Source organism: Psychrobacter sp. APC 3426 (assembly GCF_030408035.1).
Taxonomy (GTDB): domain Bacteria; phylum Pseudomonadota; class Gammaproteobacteria; order Pseudomonadales; family Moraxellaceae; genus Psychrobacter.
The window spans coordinates 174,343-190,666 of record NZ_JASDCF010000002.1 but is presented as its reverse complement, the minus strand read 5'-3'; the positions used below and the strand labels follow the sequence as shown (position 1 = coordinate 190,666).

Annotated in this window: 18 protein-coding genes, 1 tRNA gene and 1 other RNA gene; 3 read left to right on the top strand and 17 right to left on the bottom strand. The window is 42.3% G+C overall.

Annotated elements, in window-relative coordinates; translation table 11 throughout:
* Positions 1-10: 10 nt before the first annotated feature.
* The 17 genes from QL919_RS02950 to QL919_RS02870 form a co-directional block, all read right to left on the bottom strand.
* Positions 11-1,729, bottom strand: a complete 1,719-nt coding sequence (locus tag QL919_RS02950) for a terminase TerL endonuclease subunit (protein WP_290188103.1) — start codon at positions 1,727-1,729, stop codon at positions 11-13.
* Positions 1,730-1,956: 227 nt separating this feature from the next.
* On the bottom strand, positions 1,957-2,376 hold the full coding sequence (locus QL919_RS02945) for a terminase small subunit (protein ID WP_290188102.1): 420 nt from the start codon (positions 2,374-2,376) through the stop codon (positions 1,957-1,959).
* A 165-nt stretch (positions 2,377-2,541) separates the two neighbouring features.
* Positions 2,542-2,862, bottom strand: coding sequence for an HNH endonuclease (locus QL919_RS02940; RefSeq protein ID WP_290188101.1), 321 nt, complete (start codon positions 2,860-2,862; stop codon positions 2,542-2,544).
* A 64-nt stretch (positions 2,863-2,926) separates the two neighbouring features.
* Positions 2,927-3,001: transfer RNA gene (locus QL919_RS02935), tRNA-Ile, on the bottom strand.
* A gap of 4 nt (positions 3,002-3,005) precedes the next feature.
* Positions 3,006-3,170, bottom strand: a complete 165-nt coding sequence (locus QL919_RS02930; RefSeq protein ID WP_290188100.1) for a hypothetical protein — start codon at positions 3,168-3,170, stop codon at positions 3,006-3,008.
* A 187-nt stretch (positions 3,171-3,357) separates the two neighbouring features.
* Complete coding sequence (locus QL919_RS02925; protein ID WP_290188099.1) at positions 3,358-3,933, bottom strand: hypothetical protein; 576 nt, start codon at positions 3,931-3,933, stop codon at positions 3,358-3,360.
* Complete coding sequence (locus tag QL919_RS02920; protein ID WP_290188098.1) at positions 3,930-4,283, bottom strand: hypothetical protein; 354 nt, start codon at positions 4,281-4,283, stop codon at positions 3,930-3,932. Before QL919_RS02920 ends, QL919_RS02925 begins: the two co-directional genes overlap by 4 nt.
* Positions 4,284-4,343: 60 nt before the next feature.
* Entirely contained in the window at positions 4,344-4,859 is a 516-nt protein-coding gene (locus tag QL919_RS02915; RefSeq protein WP_290188097.1) for a hypothetical protein, read from the bottom strand.
* Between the two features lie 28 nt (positions 4,860-4,887).
* On the bottom strand, positions 4,888-5,949 hold the full coding sequence (locus QL919_RS02910; RefSeq protein WP_290188096.1) for a hypothetical protein: 1,062 nt from the start codon (positions 5,947-5,949) through the stop codon (positions 4,888-4,890).
* Positions 5,950-6,317: 368 nt separating this feature from the next.
* Positions 6,318-6,899: a hypothetical protein gene (locus QL919_RS02905; protein ID WP_290188095.1), complete on the bottom strand. Its 582-nt coding sequence runs from the start codon at positions 6,897-6,899 to the stop codon at positions 6,318-6,320.
* Positions 6,892-7,464: a hypothetical protein gene (locus tag QL919_RS02900; RefSeq protein ID WP_290188094.1), complete on the bottom strand. Its 573-nt coding sequence runs from the start codon at positions 7,462-7,464 to the stop codon at positions 6,892-6,894. The genes QL919_RS02905 and QL919_RS02900 overlap by 8 nt, the downstream gene beginning before the upstream one ends.
* Positions 7,457-8,176, bottom strand: a complete 720-nt coding sequence (locus QL919_RS02895; protein WP_290188093.1) for a helix-turn-helix domain-containing protein — start codon at positions 8,174-8,176, stop codon at positions 7,457-7,459. Before QL919_RS02895 ends, QL919_RS02900 begins: the two co-directional genes overlap by 8 nt.
* 2 nt (positions 8,177-8,178) lie before the next feature.
* On the bottom strand, positions 8,179-8,463 hold the full coding sequence (locus tag QL919_RS02890; protein WP_290188092.1) for an AlpA family phage regulatory protein: 285 nt from the start codon (positions 8,461-8,463) through the stop codon (positions 8,179-8,181).
* Between the two features lie 418 nt (positions 8,464-8,881).
* Complete coding sequence (locus QL919_RS02885) at positions 8,882-10,288, bottom strand: hypothetical protein (RefSeq protein ID WP_290188091.1); 1,407 nt, start codon at positions 10,286-10,288, stop codon at positions 8,882-8,884.
* Positions 10,289-10,405: 117 nt separating this feature from the next.
* On the bottom strand, positions 10,406-11,647 hold the full coding sequence (locus tag QL919_RS02880; RefSeq protein ID WP_290188090.1) for an integrase arm-type DNA-binding domain-containing protein: 1,242 nt from the start codon (positions 11,645-11,647) through the stop codon (positions 10,406-10,408).
* 163 nt (positions 11,648-11,810) lie between these two features.
* Positions 11,811-12,169, bottom strand: a transfer-messenger RNA (tmRNA) gene (gene ssrA, locus QL919_RS02875).
* Between the two features lie 85 nt (positions 12,170-12,254).
* Positions 12,255-12,926 carry a dienelactone hydrolase family protein gene (locus QL919_RS02870; RefSeq protein WP_290188089.1) on the bottom strand — a complete coding sequence of 224 codons (672 nt, stop codon included), beginning with the start codon at positions 12,924-12,926 and terminating at the stop codon, positions 12,255-12,257.
* Between the two features lie 369 nt (positions 12,927-13,295).
* On the opposite strand from QL919_RS02870, the gene QL919_RS02865 reads away from it, so the two are divergent.
* The 3 genes from QL919_RS02865 (at position 13,296) to QL919_RS02855 (ending at position 16,309) form a co-directional block, all read left to right on the top strand.
* Complete coding sequence (locus tag QL919_RS02865) at positions 13,296-14,117, top strand: response regulator (RefSeq protein WP_290188088.1); 822 nt, start codon at positions 13,296-13,298, stop codon at positions 14,115-14,117.
* Positions 14,118-14,171: 54 nt separating this feature from the next.
* Positions 14,172-16,004, top strand: coding sequence for a two-component system sensor histidine kinase CreC (creC, locus tag QL919_RS02860; protein ID WP_290188087.1), 1,833 nt, complete (start codon positions 14,172-14,174; stop codon positions 16,002-16,004).
* Between the two features lie 119 nt (positions 16,005-16,123).
* The gene (locus tag QL919_RS02855; protein WP_290188086.1) at positions 16,124-16,309 is read left to right on the top strand and encodes a hypothetical protein; all 186 of its coding nucleotides are present in this window, start codon (positions 16,124-16,126) and stop codon (positions 16,307-16,309) included.
* Positions 16,310-16,324: the final 15 nt, after the last annotated feature.

The following is a 16,324-nucleotide window of genomic DNA, read 5'->3' as shown; positions in this document are numbered from 1 at the left end:
TGTTGAATCCTTAAACAAAAAACATTGTGGGAATGTCTGACTTAGGAACATCAGGGTTTTCGCTCATTAGTGCGACGGCATTTAGCATCCCAATAACTGGATCAATCTTTGCGGTACCACTCTCAGCTTTTGATAGCATCGTCCCGCTACCCCTGACGACTGTGCGGCAATTACCGACCGCCCACGCCATAATGTTTTGGCTGGCGTGTAGCATATCTTTACGCGCAATCTTATTCTCGGCGGTCTTAATGTAGCCTGACATCTTAAAACCCTGCGTCACACCTATCAGCATCTCACTTGGTATGCCAATCATAACGAGCTCATCAATCAGCGCGCCAATGCCCAATGGGTCAAGTCCGATCTTATTAAGTTTGCCACTGTCAAAGACTTGCTTGGCAATCTTGGCGAGCTCATCTGTTTCATCGCCTATGTTTTTGACAATAGACAAGTCGCCTTGCTTCTCAAAATCACGCAGCGTATCAGAGATAGATTTACGCCGCTCCAATGCTATCTCATGGCACCATGCACGTGTCCATACCCACCACGGTTTAACCTGTATCTTTTGCTTGCTAACCTTATCTTCATACTCACGGATAACGGTTGGCAGACGGCCAACAACCGCCATTCCTAATAAATCGTCAAGCCCGCCGCCATCGATGCCCATGGTGATGATTTCTGATGCCTCTATAAGCTGCTCCAAAGTAAATGGGGTTGGTGCTGCTGCTTTTTCCCAAAACTCACTGGCAGCCCATCTATTAGCTCTCATTGACACACCGATTTGAACGTTTAAATGTTTCGCAGTAAAATCCTGCAATTCCTCTTTGCCTTCGTCAGATGCTTTCTTAAACTCACGCTCAATATATTTCTCGTTAACCGAAGCATCCATATTAGGATTGGTGATATACCAATTCGTTTGCTTGAGATAAAGCTCATCATCTAAATACTTCTGTGGGAACTCGTAAAGCAAACCTAGAAACTGAGGATCATCAATCTTTCCGTCTCGAACGCCCCTGGCATAATCCAATTTCTGTTTCATCGCGCCTGTTGGTGGTTCATCAGGCATAGTTGTTAGGTAGATAACAAAGCCTTCCGGTCTAGATGCAAGACCACCGGTTGCCTCACGTAGCATTGAGCCGGCATTAGCTCGTTTGCCAAACAGCCATAACTCATCGACTAATATATAAGACGCCTTAATACCTGCCAGCGCCTCTGATTCAGCAGCAATAACTTTTAGTTTTGCGTTTGTGCCTAAATGAGTAATGGTGCGAGTGTGCTCTGACACGTTAAACATGGCTGACAATTCAAGGTCGGCGGCTATCATATCTCGAGCTGGATTGAATGAGTTGCTGGCAACTTCTTTGGTTGGTGCAATAATCACTAAATCAGCACTGTGTCTTTCATTTAAGATAAGCGCGGTCATCATAATTCCAGCGGCCAACGTAGACTTAGCGTTCTTCTTCGCAATAAGTAGCATGAACTCGGTAATCATGCGAATGCCAGTTTCAGGGTCGTACGCACCGAAAATGGATGCTACAAAATCTGATGACCACTTGAGTGACGCTTCACCCAATGTGGGCTTACCAATAACATCGACCAATATAAGACTGTTAAAAACCCGTAATGCAATGTCTGCAACTTCTTGATTAAGTGGAGCGCAAGGTAGTAGCGATTCTTTCTGGACTATGCGCTTCTCCCAATCAGGCAGCGCTGTTGTCCATTCAGTAATCATTTATCTTCGCCCATAAAAAACCACTCGTGAAAGTGGTTTTAATTATTATTTTAATTAGATTGTATCGGTATATGGCTATTTAAAAACTCACCTATAGATATATTATAAGGGGTTGGCGTATCTCCATTGCACAGCACAGCTGTCACAGTAAGCTCGTTGCAATCAACAACCTCAGTATTAAGTAGACTGTTAAACCAGAAGCTACCTACATCAACCATAGTCAATCCTTATTGTATTTTGTCCGACTGCTGACCGAGTGTTGCAAACCTGCCACTCTTGGTTGCTTCGATGGCCTGTTCTTTCTCGACTACTTTTTTACCAGCCGGCGCAATTCTTGCGTACATATATGGCATCAGTGTGCTGGCTGCACTTAGTACAATTTTTGGGTCTGGGTCGTTTAGTAATTGCAGCAGCGCCTCTCTAGGATCAACCACATTTCCTTTAACATGTACCGCGCCAACTTCGACCTGCTTTTTCTCCGAAGTCTTAGTTTCGATATACTGAATTATATCTTCATCTTTGAATAATCTTGAACCCGCTTGCGAGGCTGTAGCCTTTGAGTACCCTGCAATTTCAGCAGCGGCGGCTTTAGTTTCGCCGTCCATGATAGCGTCAGCATATAATCTTTTTTTTAGCGTGAGCGCCATCAGGACCTCCTTTAACTTTTCTCGGCAAGCTTTAACATATCCCGCAAACTGAGATTTTTTTTAAGCGTGTGATGGAGGGAGCTCTTTTGGGGCTTCCCGCCGAAAACAATTAACCCTCCCCCCACCTCTTTTAACAACCATCATCGATAATTTAACCTAAATAACTCAATCTTTAACCACGCCATACATTCCATCGATGCTTTCTTGCTGTGTTTTGACCTTATGACACTCTCTGCACAATGTCTGCAAGTTTCTTAGCTCGTTAGTGCCGCCTTTCGCTTCATTGACAATATGGTCACACTCTAAGTTGCCGCCCACTCTATGGCAATGCTGGCACGTAAACCTATCGCGCTCTAATACTACTCGTCTGAGCTTGGTCCACGAGTGCCCTCGGCTCTCACCCCATCTTGATTTTGGCTGGTGATTATCAATTAAAGCTTTTGCGCCTAGCTCGCCAAGCCTTGGCTTTAGTGCTTTAAGTGCCATCGCTTATTACCTCATATGAAAAAATGCCCTGACCAATCAAGGAGAGTAAACTGGTTATTCAATATGGTGGGCCCAGACGGTTTCGAACCTTCAATCTGCCGATTATGAGTCGGTTGCTTTACCTTTAAGCTATGGGCCCATAATTACTTATAAGACTCAATCTTATCAATCTGTTTTTGTGCACCCTTGGCGTCTTTACCACCTCTATTCACTCTGTCTTGCAAGAAGTTAAGCCAATAGTCTTTAGCGCTGGGCTCCTTCAACTCTTTATAGTAATCATAGGCCTGTTGGTTGGTCAGCTCGCACATAGCAGCGCTCGTCAAATTGCAGATGTAAAAAAGCCCGTTATGGATAATCACATAACGGGCAAAACGTAGGCACAAAAAAAGACGAGAGCATTAAGCTATCGCCTTGTATTTCTTCGGCTCTACTTACAACTGAAGCCAGTATGACAAATACTACCCCATTCGGGGCGCATGGGTCAAGCAGTATCAACTATTGCATATCATCTAACTGTCTTCGGTACGAACTGACACAATAATCAGCCTTGCTAACCATACTAAATAAATCGTGGGTCATCTGCTTTTGATAGGTCAGCCATACATTAGTGTACGTGTTTGAATTGACTGCAATGCCTGAGAACCGCAAGCGACCTTTAACCGTATAGGTATCCCACAAATCGTACAATTCAAAATGTAATACCATACGCGCCATCAGCCATGCCAGCTCCGTCAGGCTATGGGTACATGCCTGCGGTGCTTTGCGACCGTCTTCCTTGCAACGCCTCATCATGTTAGCCGCTAAATAATAGACCACCTCATGAAAATGGCGTGACCAATCCCAATTAGGGTCCTCACCCCATACCAATATACTTGTCAGCGATTTAGCTGGCTTGTCGTCGATCATAGCAACAGATGCCTCTTTGTCCTCCCAACTTACTTCAGCAGACAATCCGCCATGACCGCCATTAAGGTTGGCAGTTTTAGCGCCCATACCATTTTTCAGCCACTCCCCATTGGTTAGTTCTAAGGACGGACTTTCGCCAAACCTTGTCTTTATTACACTAATCACTTTTCATCCCCTTCTACTTCTGCACGAACTTCCAAAAGCGTTGGTTCTTTTACCTTGATGCTTGTCATCTTGTCGCAATGATCACACTTGGTTCTTTTGCGATTCTTAAGCTTGCGAGCAAGTAACTTATTGCAGGCCTTCTCTCGAATCAAGTCTTCTCGATACGCATCTAGCCTTTCCTTGTACTCATCAAGCCCATCCACATACTCAATCGCTGTAGTGAAAGGGTCTAATAGTTCAAAGCAAACCATACACCTTATCGTTCTAGTAGCCCTGTCGATATTTATGCGGGCGTGTTCACATGAACTGACAACTTCGTATTCTCTTTTATTGAATTTTATAATCTTCATGAGGAGCCCTTAATCATTTATGTATCGGTACGTTCAAAGTAGTTGGCCATGCCAGATGTTTCATACAACCCTCCGTAACTTCGCCAACTTCTCACTAATATTCCTATCTGCCTCACTACCAGGCTTAACCACGGTGCGCTCATACTTAACTTGATGTGACTTAGGGATAACGAACGTGGACCCATTCTGATGCTCACTAATCACTTGCTCATACACACATGTGAATGTCTTTAGAAAATACTCATTAGCGTTTTTAAGCTTTCCCCAGCCAATACGGTTTGCTGTCTCTAGGACCACTGCATGCAGCCACTGGCGCTTAACATATTTATCCTCAATCAATCCACATTGGTTGCATGCATTGTCAAAGGCTGCATGTGCTGATGGATATTCACTGGCTTTCTGTACTCGTGCTAGTGCCAAAAATTCTTTAGCATTACTTGGTACCCAATCTTCATCAAACGATAATTCACTAGCTTTATTAAATTCAGTTTGGGTAATGGCTTTCATGGTTAAGTAACGAGCCCAAACTAAAACCATATCGAAGGACCAGTCAAAATCATCTTCACGGGTTTTCATCTTGTTTTTAAACCACGCTTTCCATTGTTTAAAAAGCGTTCTCAATGCTTCCGTTAATTGATTGCTGGGCTCTTGCTTGCTCTGCATAGTATCGTTCTGCATCTGCATCGAGCTTGGCTGCATAGCCTGCTGTGGTGCTAGTGTCGAATTGCTGATGCTGGCTGTTAGCTGATTGATTGTTCGCATGATTATTCCCCTGATAACTTATTGGACGTGACTGGTGGTAGCGAGATATTGCTTCATCACATCGTTGGTCACTGCTGATTGCGTTCTTAATCAATACTTGACCATTTTGCTGATGCCATGAACTTTGAATCACACTAAGCATTGCTAACTTAACTTCATCTGAAGAAAACTTTTTAAGTCTCGCTTTTACCTTGTCTAACCAAACACTAGGTTTCACGTCTGCTGATTTATTTTTACCGTGATTATTATTCCAATAGTCAACTAGGGATCTTGCTTGTTCGGTTAATATATCAATCTTTTTAGGCTCATCTTTTTCAACCTCATCACTATCACTAGTATTCTTATGTAATAGTTCTTGTGTAGTAGTTCTTATGTGGTGGTCAGATTGTCCATGCTTGTCAGACAAATTGACCACACCTTCGGACAAACTGACCATGCTTTGGGACAAATTGACCATGCTTTCATTCTCTAAGGGTGGTCTATTTGACCACTCTTGTTCGCCTACTAAATCTCTGATTCTAGAAATATTTAGTGAGAATTCATGCATATTATTAAAACTTGGTGACATAGTTACCACGCCTAAATCAGCTAGTTTTTCTACTGATCTGCGTATTGTTTTTAGACTTAACCCAGTACCGTATCGCTTATCGTTAACAAATTGTGAGTAGGAAATCGTGTCCTTATTGCGACCCCAACCACCAGTTTTACACCAAATAAATTGAAGACAGGCGTAGACACTTCCATTTTTCAGAACCTTCTGCATCTGAAAAATTATATTTGGCACTCTTGTGAAATCATTGTTTAGTAGCTCTTGTCTTTCGTCATCAATCATACCGTTAGGGCATTTATGCCGCTTCGACTGGTATAAGCCCTCACCTTCGTTTTTCTGTTTGTCGTCGCTCATTACTCAGCCCTCCATCGATTAGCGGGCCGTAAGCTTTTTGATTTATCGCATTTAGTTGCTTGAACGGATGTTGTATCGCAGACAGTTATGCTATTATCTTCGGTGTGGTTATTAACCACTGACATGAATGATGTCGCTAATCCTTGCTGTGGAGTTAGCAAAAAAGTATTTATCAGTTCCAAGAAGCCTGAGCGAATCGCTTGGGCTTTTTTGTGGCTGTTAGTTTTACGCGGTGCGGTAGTCATCACTCCCTCCATGCTTGCGGCTTTTTTTGGAAGGCTTACGCGAAGATTGGTACTTCGTATAGTGATTTTTACGCTTAGCGCGCCGACGGCTCTGCTTCGGTGGTGGGTAACTGTTTTTCATGGTTACACCCCTACACTAGCAGTGCTGACAGACGATATGGTGTTATTAACCGACTCCAAGGTGTCATATAAAATCTCGGACCATACGTTGGTGGAGTCGTGTGATAAGCGTGCCAGCGCGATGGCTTGACGAGGATTTATCTTTTCTCGATAAATCATATTTAACAGTAGACCCACATCATGCAAGGCTTGGCTCGCGCCATCCATTTCACTAGCAATGCTTTTTAGCGTTTCAACTGGCAGAGTAATATCATTGGTTTCGGTGGTTTTTTTTGGTAGTGGATCGTCGTTATATAGCGTAGCTATCGCTTGGCGGTTCGCTGGGGTGTTATGAAATAAAGAAGGAGTGTTGTCATCACGGCTGACCTTGCCATCAGACCTATAGTGGTATGTTTTGCTATTAGTGGTAAAGCACAAGCAACCATTCTCTTTGTCGTTGAATAGTGTGTAAAGACCATCGCCAACAGACGGACACAGCACAGCATCACCAATATCAAAGGTTATTTGATTGGCAGTTGGGGCAATTTTTGGAGTAGTGGTAATTTTAGAGGTTTTGTTTGATGCAGTAGTGTTCGAATTACCCATTATGGATAGCTCCTATTAGATTAGTTAGTTTGTGGTCACCCATAAAAAAAGGGCGACGGGTCTTAACTACCGCTAATAGACGGTTGAGCTTATTCACCACGAAGGCTATTGTATTAGGCTCTATCAACCCGTCATAGATGTTCGCACTTTCGACAGTGCTATATTTATGACGTGCCTGCAATGCAGACTTATTTTTATTTATGCCCTTATTCATTTGCTGATTAGTGGTCAGGCAAATTATAGGCACAAAAATAGCCAATGTATGACGGCTTGGCTTAACCGCTATTAGTTTAGTAGTAGGTCTATAATAACGCTTGTTGTCATGACTTGTAAAGCATTGTTTTCTACAATCGCTAAAATCAAATAAGTGGGTAATAACCGGTGTTACATCAGAAAATAGCAGCCCTAAAGTTATGCTTGCTGTAGTGTCTTTCATCTTATCAATTGCACTCGAAATACTATCAACAAGTATCAAATTCATATCATTAATACTCAAATTTGAGTGTTTATAGCTATAATTTGAGCCGTGGTTAGGTTTTATATCAATTTTGATGCAATTACTCATTGGTGATCAACTCCTCTATGCTTGCGCTTATTTCAGCCAATCGCATTGACGACTCACTGGCACCATCATTCATGCCAGCATCGGTAAGCCGAGACTTTATGACCATTGCACCCAAGCTGCGCGCGCTACCATCAATAGATAGCTTTACCTGCTTAAGGAATTCATGCGTAAGCCATATGCCAATAATATCGGCGCTGGTAGGGTGCGGTCCAACACTCGAGGATGCCTGCGAGACGCTCATGGCGATATCCGACACTTCCATCGAGTAGTTATTAATCTTATTGCCTTCTTCGGCATCCTCTACGTCGGCAAATTTTGCCATTAGGTTGATATTCTTGGCGCACGTGGTTAAGGTGCTTAATAGGTTATCGATATAGTCATTCGACACCCATACTCCGTTGTTAGCAAGTGTTCTGGCATCAACGCCGTCGCCCGTTCCGCGAACATCGGTAGGCGTAATAACCTTACCGCTCACGTACCGGGCACGCTCTTTTTCCTCTAACCAGTAGAGGTTAAATCGTTTACCATTTTTGACAGTGGACTTACTCTGTATTTCCATACCGATTTTTCGCAGATCATGGACGCGTTGGGCAAGGCATGTAGTTTGGTAGCTCTCGTAAGCCTGCCATGTCGATATGCTTGCACCAGTCATAAGGTGCGCTTTGATAGTGTCTGTTTGTGTTGTTGTTACTGTCTGCCGTGGAGCAATCATTGTTACACCCCTTCTGCGTCTGCCGATTGGCCTTCAAGCCATGCGATGACCTCACTATTACGCCATGCGGTCATAGTTGAAGATAATTTAACAGGTGCTGGAAAACGTCCGTCTTTCGACCACTCGAAAAGTGTGGTTTTGCTAAAAGGTACAAAGGGCAAGAGCTGGCTGGCTCGGCTCATTCCCTGAGGAGGTAAGTGTTTAAGAGGGCTGTTTCCTGCCTCTTGTTCAGCACTACCTACGTTATTAGAAGTGAAAGGGATAACTGGCGTGTCTGTGATAGTCATGTTTATAACTCCGTATCGGTGGGTTACGTGTCGCAACGTGATGTGGCGACTTACATGGTTATGCTAGTACTAGAGGTATGGTGGTAGGCAATAGTGGCGGCTTAAAGTAATACCGTTGGCGTAGGGTGGCACCCTGCTCAAATAGCACCCTAATTAGCATGCCAATTCATCCCAAATAGATAGAATGCTATTTTTGTATGAGTTGAATTTTTGACAATAAAAAAGGCGAGCATTTAAGCTCACCTTTCTTTTGGGTTTGTAACGACAAGTATTATGATAAGGAATAGGTGTCCCCAAATTTGGGGACACCTAAATAGACACCCTCAACCCTGAGGACAATTAAATAGTTGTGCTCAAACTTGAGTGCATCTAAATCCTATAGCATACTTTAGGGTGGCCGCTTAAGGTGCCACCTTGTTTAATCAATCATTTTATCGTTATAAAGGATGTCAACATCTCTTAAAGTAACAAGAAGGGGGGTCGAGGTCTTTTTACTCTTTAAAGGAGTTAATACTGATCTAATTCTACTTTTTAACTTGCCATCCTTTAAATTTAACTCTTTAGTTATTCGATTAAACTTATGAGTATTAAATCGTGTAATATCTTCTGTATCACTAGCTTTGTAATACCTTTTCCAAATTTCGATCACTAAATGTAACTCAGGCGGATATTGATTTTCATCCATGGACTTCCAATTGTATAGTTGCCAATCGCCATCCTGACTTAATGTTTCGATATCACTAAATCCTTTTATTACAGTCTCAAGCTCTTCTATTTTAGATTTATGTTTTATGCTTTCAGATTCCCAATGTTGTCTTAACTCCTCACTATTATCTTGTTTGTGCTGCTCAATCTTATCAAAAGGACCTTTGTTCTGCCTTTCAAGCTCTTCATACTTCAACTTAAGATCTTCATAGTCTGCCGTCATCTTTTTAAGTTTTTCAACGGTTTGATCACTAACTTCATCGTCATACTTTAGCTGGTTAGTACCCACCTCTTCATTAGTACGTGTCTCGGTATCTTCTATTTCAATAGCTTTAGAATCCGAACCAATCAGATAGCCCACATCTGAATACTTAAAGTAAAAGCCTTTGAATGGCTCCCTATCTGATGTCACTGTACCCGTTTGATCATCATCGAGGACACCGTAAAAAGTCCGTAATACCTCGGTAGAATTTTTGTATTTATCTGCTTGAGAAACTAACGAATACACTGTCCCTTCTAGTTTATATAAACCAATATCATTTAGCGGGATACTCTCAAGTATCCCCTCAATGGCAACCCTTAATGGATTTCCTGCTCCAAAGCTTCCACCTTGTTTAAAGTCACTACCTTTGCTCAAACTGTTTACAAAATCATTTACAGCAATATATTTTCTGCGCCTATCTTCCATCTTTCTATTAGTAATATCTTCTATTTCTTTATTTTCAAAACTGGGCATTGCTTCTGATAAGTCAAAGTTTTCTATCTCAAAGCTCACCCCTAAAATGTCAATTAAATCCTTACTGAAGAACTTGTCTTTTTCCAAATAAGCGCTGCGGAAAAACTCATCTTCGCGCAAGTTATGGTAATTCTTAATATCACCACAATAATAATCTATTGCTACTAAAAATTCACCACCCGGGTAATATCCGCCATAACCGTTGTCACGGAACAACTCTATTCCTTCAAGCCATTCCGCATAAATTGGCGTGGAAGTACAATGAAAAAACCGCACCACATCTTCTTCACTATCATTAGTAATATTAGCAACAATGGTTATAGCTTCAGATAGCTTTATAAAATTTTTCTTATTTTGCTGTATAGTTTTAGCCAATAGTCCCATGGTCCACACCCCTACACCCTTAGCTTGAAATAGGAGCAAGGCGGTGACAGCTCAAGGGTGTGAATACCTGTCGTTCGGGAGCAACCCCTAGCCTTGCAAAGTGGTTAAAACATGGTGTTAGCCATGCTTTTGTGTCTGTTGTTTGAAACTGGCATGAATAACGTTATCTAACTTGCCAGCATAAGCATCATCAATGAAGTCTGCCCATTGGTGCATCATGTCAATTCTGTATGGTAGGTGCTGAGCACCGTTGTAAGCTGCGCTGATTTTGTTCTCTCTATCGTGTGCCAACTGTAGTTCTATCGCTTCGTGCATAAATTCTTTTTCATGTAAGGTCGTGCTGGCAAGACCGCGGAAGCCGTGACCTGTCATACGCCCTTTATATCCCATTCGCCATAGGGCAGTAATGAAAGCATTTTGACTGTATGGCTTACGTGTTGAGGTATTAAAGAAAACATATTGATTCGAGAAACCTAGTTCCCTAATCTGTTCTAATATCGCCATTGCTTGCGGTGCTAATGGCACAATGTGTAAACGTCTGGCTTTCATCTTCTCAGCAGGTATTCGCCATAGACCGTGTTTGTAGTCAATCTCAGACCATTCCATGAATCGTAGCTCACTGGTACGAACAAAGGTATAGCACATAAACCATAAGCCTAACTTGACCAGTAAATCACCGTCATAGGCGTTAATATCTTGAAGTAGTTTAGGTAGCTGTTGAGAGGTTACACGGCTGTGGTGCACGGTTTTACGCGGTTTGATAGCCTCTGCTAGGTCGGTAGCAGGATTATGAATTGCAAGTCCATTACGTATGGCGTGTTTGAATATTTGGCCAACTTCTCTAATGGTACGCTTCGCCATTTCACCAGCGCCGCGTGCTTCTACTGCCTTACCAATAGCTAAGACATCAGGCGCAGTTATATCATCTATATTTTTATGGCCAATAGAAGGCTTAACATCACGCATGTATGCAGAGTAATTACGAGAGAAGGTGCTTTCTGCTAGGTAGGTCTTACGTTCGGCATACCAGTCTTGGGCGACTGTATCAAATATCTTCTTGCCGTCTTGGTTGGCTTGCTGCTCTTTCTTATGGTCTTTAGGGTTCACACCATCCGCTATTAAGCGTTTAATCTCAATATTACGCTGGCGTGCATTTTGAAGGCTCATTACTGGATAGGTACCAATAGTGAGGGTTTGCTGTTTACCTTGCCAACGGTAGGCACTGATCCATGATTTAACGCCCGTGTAACGAACCCATAACTGCAGTCCGTTACCATCACTGTGCTTGTCTGGTCGCTTTGTATCAATAGAGGTGCTACTGGGCTGTAGCTTATTGATAACTGTATGGGTTAAAGGCATGGTCCTATCCTTTGTTGGTATTGTCCATGTTGGTACTGCTCAATACCAACAATAATACCAACATTCTATACGGAACGCCATAGGACGAGATAGAACTTAAAACCTGAAAAACGCCCAAAATAAAGGGCAGACAGTCTATGACGGTCTACCCTTTATCGTTGTTTGGTGGAGATGGCGGGAGTTGAACCCGCGTCCGCCAGCATTACGCTCATGAATCTACATGTTTAGTTTCTGTCTTTAGTTTTAGTCCGCACCGATCCGACAGTCAGGATGGATTGGACGATTCTCTACTTTTGAACCCAAGCGATTGAGACAATCCCTTGTGGCGAGCCTACATGCGGACGCTTCAACTTAGTTAACCAACTGTAGGTGATCAGCAACCAAGTAAGCAGGGTTTAAGCTGCTAGAGCGTAAGTTTCGTCGTTTGCGACTATAACAATATATGTTTGATTAACGAGAGGACATACACTCTCGACATGCATCATTGAGTTTCATCACCAGCGTCGAAGCCAGAACATCCCCAATAAGACTGACTATTATATAGGATTTATCGATAGCTTTTCAACCTATAGACAGCCCTTATTACATTACGTTACAGCTCAATCAGCTAAGCTAAAACCTTGTTCATCCACTTACCGATATTTTGAATCTGTGGCATACACACCTGATGCGCCATCGGATAAGTATTATAGTCAACATTATACCCTTTATTCGACAAAAACTGCTGTGCTTGCTCGCCCAATATAACAGGAACGACGGGATCGTGAGTACCGTGTTCAATCAAAATCGGCATGTCTTTATTGGCTGCACTATAATTGATATTATCATTGGTCGCGAGATAAGTAGACAATGTCATCAAACCCGCCAAACGCTTAGGATAGCCGAGCGCCACATGATAAGCCACTGCCCCGCCCTGTGAGAACCCAGCAATAACAATATGCTCAGGCAACACGCCACGCTCAATCTCACGCTCAATCAAGTCCTGTATGCGCTGAGAAGATGTTTCAATTTGAGCGGTATCGACTTTGCGTTCAAGGCTCATCTCCAAAATATCATACCATGCCGGCATCACCATACCACCATTTACTGTCACTGGAATCTGCGGCGCATGCGGAAAAATAAAACGTACTGCCATGTCATTCGCTAAACCTAGCTGTGGCACAACTGGCTCGAAGTCATTACCGCTAGCACCCAAGCCATGCAGCCAAATCACGGCTCTGTCTATCTTCTTTTGTGATGGATTATGTTCAACAACGACTGCATCTAAATAGTTATTCATATTTCCTGTATTCCTTTTATAGAAAATCACATATTTAAAAAACTCATACTTCCAATAGTAGAGACATTTGCCATCTCTCTAGTTTCTTCTTTATTATCATAATGCCCGTTATTTTACAGCCTTTAGGCAAAACTGCTAATCAAAAACTCACGGATTAACCAATCGAGTTTCCATCAATTTTTCACATCGTTTGATAGGAGATGGCAGAATATAACCATGCTTTTATGCTACGATAATTTAATAATTTTGATGTAGCGCTCTAGCTACTTTATGACGCCCTATTATTATTTTTCAATGTTCGTATATAGACGAGCATTATTTACGCCAATTCACTACAAATTACTTTTCCCATATAACGATATAAAGCTTATGAACCATATTTTATTGGTAGAAGATGACCCTGCTATTGCCATGTCTCTTAAAGTTACTTGCAAGCGTGAAGGTTGGAAAATCACTTGGCTAGATAATGCTAGTAGCGTGCTGCCGATGCTGCATAGTAATGAGGCGCAAGATTTATCGGCTATTATTTTGGATGTAGGACTACCAGACGGTGATGGTTTGAGCTTATGTCAACAAATACGCCATACGCCTGATATTGGCACGTTAAAAGATGTGCCTGTAGTGTTTTTGACCGCGCGTAGTGATGAGGTCGATCGTATTTTAGGTTTAGAGATGGGCGGTGATGATTATTGCGCCAAGCCTTTTAGTCCGAGAGAATTGGTCGCCCGCCTAAAAGCCATTTGGCGACGTGAACAGTTACTGTACGAGCAAACTGCTGCTCATACAACAGCAACAGATAATGCGACTGATGACACTTCACCTAGCCTCTCATCTAGCACCTCATCTAATACAGTCTCTTCTCATAATATGTCAGGGCAAGCATTAACGTTTGAGTGCCAGTCTGGTGTCTGGCATTACCAACCGCTCAATTATTCTTTAAAGTGGCAAGAGCAAAAACTTGAGCTGAGCAATACAGAACGCAAAATCTTATTGACCTTATTACAAGCACCCAATCAAGTCTTTAGCCGTGAACAGCTGTTAAATGCGGTGAGCGATTATCCAGATCATCGTCTAGCGCGAACGATAGATAGCCATATCAAGTCAATTCGCAAGCAGCTGGCAACCATTGACCCAAGCATTGATGTCATCCATACGCATCGCGGATTGGGTTATGCATTATGCCCTGCTTAGCTATATCTTACTTAGTACTGGCATTTTACAACTTTAAATAGCACCTCCAAATATATGAATTCTAAAGCTAAAGAAAACGTTAGTAGCCATGCCAATGAAAGCGTCCATACTGATCAAAGCAATTGGTATGCAAAACTGCATCCTATTGGCGTTGCTCAACAAACGACTGAGCCTAAACGATTACTGAATTTGAGTATTTTTTTCAGGATTTGGCTGGCGGTCGCTTTAGTACTTATCTTTTGCGGTGTGGTAGTGTTTACTCAGCTGTTTGGTTATGTCAAACCGACAGCGCAGCAAGTCATCGAAGATACCTTGTTAGATACCAGTAGATTGCTCGCTACAAGTCTACAGTTGCCCTTACAGTCAGGCGAGCTGTTTGAGGATGGCTTTCAACAGCAGCTTGACAGCGCCTTTATCGGTACGCCTACCTTAACTAAGCCAGCCAATAACATCTCTAGTTCAAGATCGCTTGATAGCATTAAAGCGCCCCTTCATCAGAAAAAAACTCGCAGCAGCTTTCGCATCTATGTGACAGATAGTGATGGTAAGGTTATTTATGACTCACTGCCAACGTCTAAAAATGCTGAAGGTGAAGATTATAGCCGCTGGAATGATGTCTATCTCACTTTAAAAGGACTATACGGGGTTAGAAGTACTCCAGATATTAATAGCACACATGGTAGCTCAATCATGTATGTGGCACAGCCTATCAAAGATGAGATAGGCAATCTTATCGGGGTGGTGAGTGTTGGTAAGCCTGTCGATAGCGTGTTGCCTTATCTGGACAATACACGCAATCGCATGCTTTTCACTGCCTTGCTCATTAGTATCGTTGCCCTTATCTTAGCAGGGCTGGTCGCATGGTGGCTTAAGCAAAGCATAACCCTAGTTACCCAATATACAAGTGCGCTGGCTGAGGACACCAAAAAACCTTACTTTTACTTAGGTCATGAGCTTAATAGCCTAACAGATACTATTGAGTCGATGAAATATCGCTTAGAAAACAGAGCCTATGTCACTGACTATGTCCATACTCTCACTCATGAGCTAAAAAGCCCTTTAACGGCAATTCGTGCCAGCAGCGAGCTACTAGAGGATGATGGACTTGATGGCACTTTACTTGATAAAGAAGATCGGCAGATGCTCATCCGAACCGTTGGTGAGCAAAGCATCAAAATGCAGCAGCTGATTGATCGACTGCTGTTACTTGCCAAGGTTGAGCAACCAAGCTTTAAGCTGAATCGACAGCTAACACCTTTACTACCGTTACTTCAAAGCTTAACAAAAGACAATGCCGCTAAGTTGCAACAGCAACATCTAACACCTATTGACATCTATCTTGATAATAAACACTTTACAGAAACAACAAATTTACAGCCAGATGTGTTGGCAAATACCAGTGTTTTCGCCGATCAGTTCTGGTTGGTACAAGTGCTACAAAACGTGTTAGATAATGCCATTCATTTTGCTGAGAGCATTGTCAGTATCCATACTCACAACACAGCGCAAACTGTAATCATTGATATCTTTAATGACGGTAAACTGTTGCCTGATTATGCGGTTGATAAAGCTTTTGACCGTTATTTCAGCCTATCTCATCAAAGCCAGTCTTTTAACAGTTCAGCAGAACATTTACCAGAATTGTCATCAGAATATTCATCAGATAAGAGCCCAACACTAAGCATTGAACAAGAACAGCCTAGTATGTCTAGTAGCACCCTCAAGAAAAGCACTGGTCTTGGTTTAACCTTGGTCAAACAAGTGATTGAACATCACGGAGGCCATGTGGCTATTCGTAATGTTAATGCTAACGATGATAGAAAGGCTGCTATCACTAAACGTTCTGGCGTGATGGTAAGCATTACCCTACCCTTGGCTAAAGATTAAAAAGGACGAGTATTTATTACAGTTCATTAACTTTCCATCATTCCTACATATATTTTCTATCTCTTTGTTTTACGATAGCGTTATTCAAATTCGTAAATAAAACTTAAGAGAGAAATTCTATGCAACATATTGTTATTAAAAGCTTGTTAGGTCAGAACCGCCAGCATTGCGCACAGACTTTGTTAAATCAAGGCATCGACAGTATTGAATTTGGCCATTGGTTGGCCATTCCCAGTCAGCAATTATTATTGGTTTTTCGTCATCAGCAGTGTGTGGCTATTGATGATTATCAATTGGCAGCTTAAGACTGCTATTAATTT

Bases quoted from the DNA above. Each gene is read 5' to 3' on its own strand.
- creC (WP_290188087.1), top strand. From the start codon at position 14,172: ATGAATTCTAAAGCTAAAGAAAACGTTAGTAGCCATGCCAATGAAAGC.
- QL919_RS02880 (WP_290188090.1), bottom strand. From the start codon at position 11,647: ATGCCTTTAACCCATACAGTTATCAATAAGCTACAGCCCAGTAGCACC.
- QL919_RS02905 (WP_290188095.1), bottom strand. From the start codon at position 6,899: ATGGGTAATTCGAACACTACTGCATCAAACAAAACCTCTAAAATTACC.
- QL919_RS02915 (WP_290188097.1), bottom strand. From the start codon at position 4,859: ATGAAAACCCGTGAAGATGATTTTGACTGGTCCTTCGATATGGTTTTA.
- QL919_RS02945 (WP_290188102.1), bottom strand. From the start codon at position 2,376: ATGGCGCTCACGCTAAAAAAAAGATTATATGCTGACGCTATCATGGAC.
- QL919_RS02890 (WP_290188092.1), bottom strand. From the start codon at position 8,463: ATGACTATCACAGACACGCCAGTTATCCCTTTCACTTCTAATAACGTA.
- QL919_RS02865 (WP_290188088.1), top strand. From the start codon at position 13,296: ATGAACCATATTTTATTGGTAGAAGATGACCCTGCTATTGCCATGTCT.
- QL919_RS02870 (WP_290188089.1), bottom strand. From the start codon at position 12,926: ATGAATAACTATTTAGATGCAGTCGTTGTTGAACATAATCCATCACAA.
- QL919_RS02920 (WP_290188098.1), bottom strand. From the start codon at position 4,283: ATGAAGATTATAAAATTCAATAAAAGAGAATACGAAGTTGTCAGTTCA.
- QL919_RS02910 (WP_290188096.1), bottom strand. From the start codon at position 5,949: ATGAGCGACGACAAACAGAAAAACGAAGGTGAGGGCTTATACCAGTCG.
- QL919_RS02950 (WP_290188103.1), bottom strand. From the start codon at position 1,729: ATGATTACTGAATGGACAACAGCGCTGCCTGATTGGGAGAAGCGCATA.
- QL919_RS02940 (WP_290188101.1), bottom strand. From the start codon at position 2,862: ATGGCACTTAAAGCACTAAAGCCAAGGCTTGGCGAGCTAGGCGCAAAA.
- QL919_RS02855 (WP_290188086.1), top strand. From the start codon at position 16,124: ATGCAACATATTGTTATTAAAAGCTTGTTAGGTCAGAACCGCCAGCAT.
- QL919_RS02885 (WP_290188091.1), bottom strand. From the start codon at position 10,288: ATGGGACTATTGGCTAAAACTATACAGCAAAATAAGAAAAATTTTATA.
- QL919_RS02900 (WP_290188094.1), bottom strand. From the start codon at position 7,464: ATGAGTAATTGCATCAAAATTGATATAAAACCTAACCACGGCTCAAAT.
- QL919_RS02895 (WP_290188093.1), bottom strand. From the start codon at position 8,176: ATGATTGCTCCACGGCAGACAGTAACAACAACACAAACAGACACTATC.
- QL919_RS02930 (WP_290188100.1), bottom strand. From the start codon at position 3,170: ATGTGCGAGCTGACCAACCAACAGGCCTATGATTACTATAAAGAGTTG.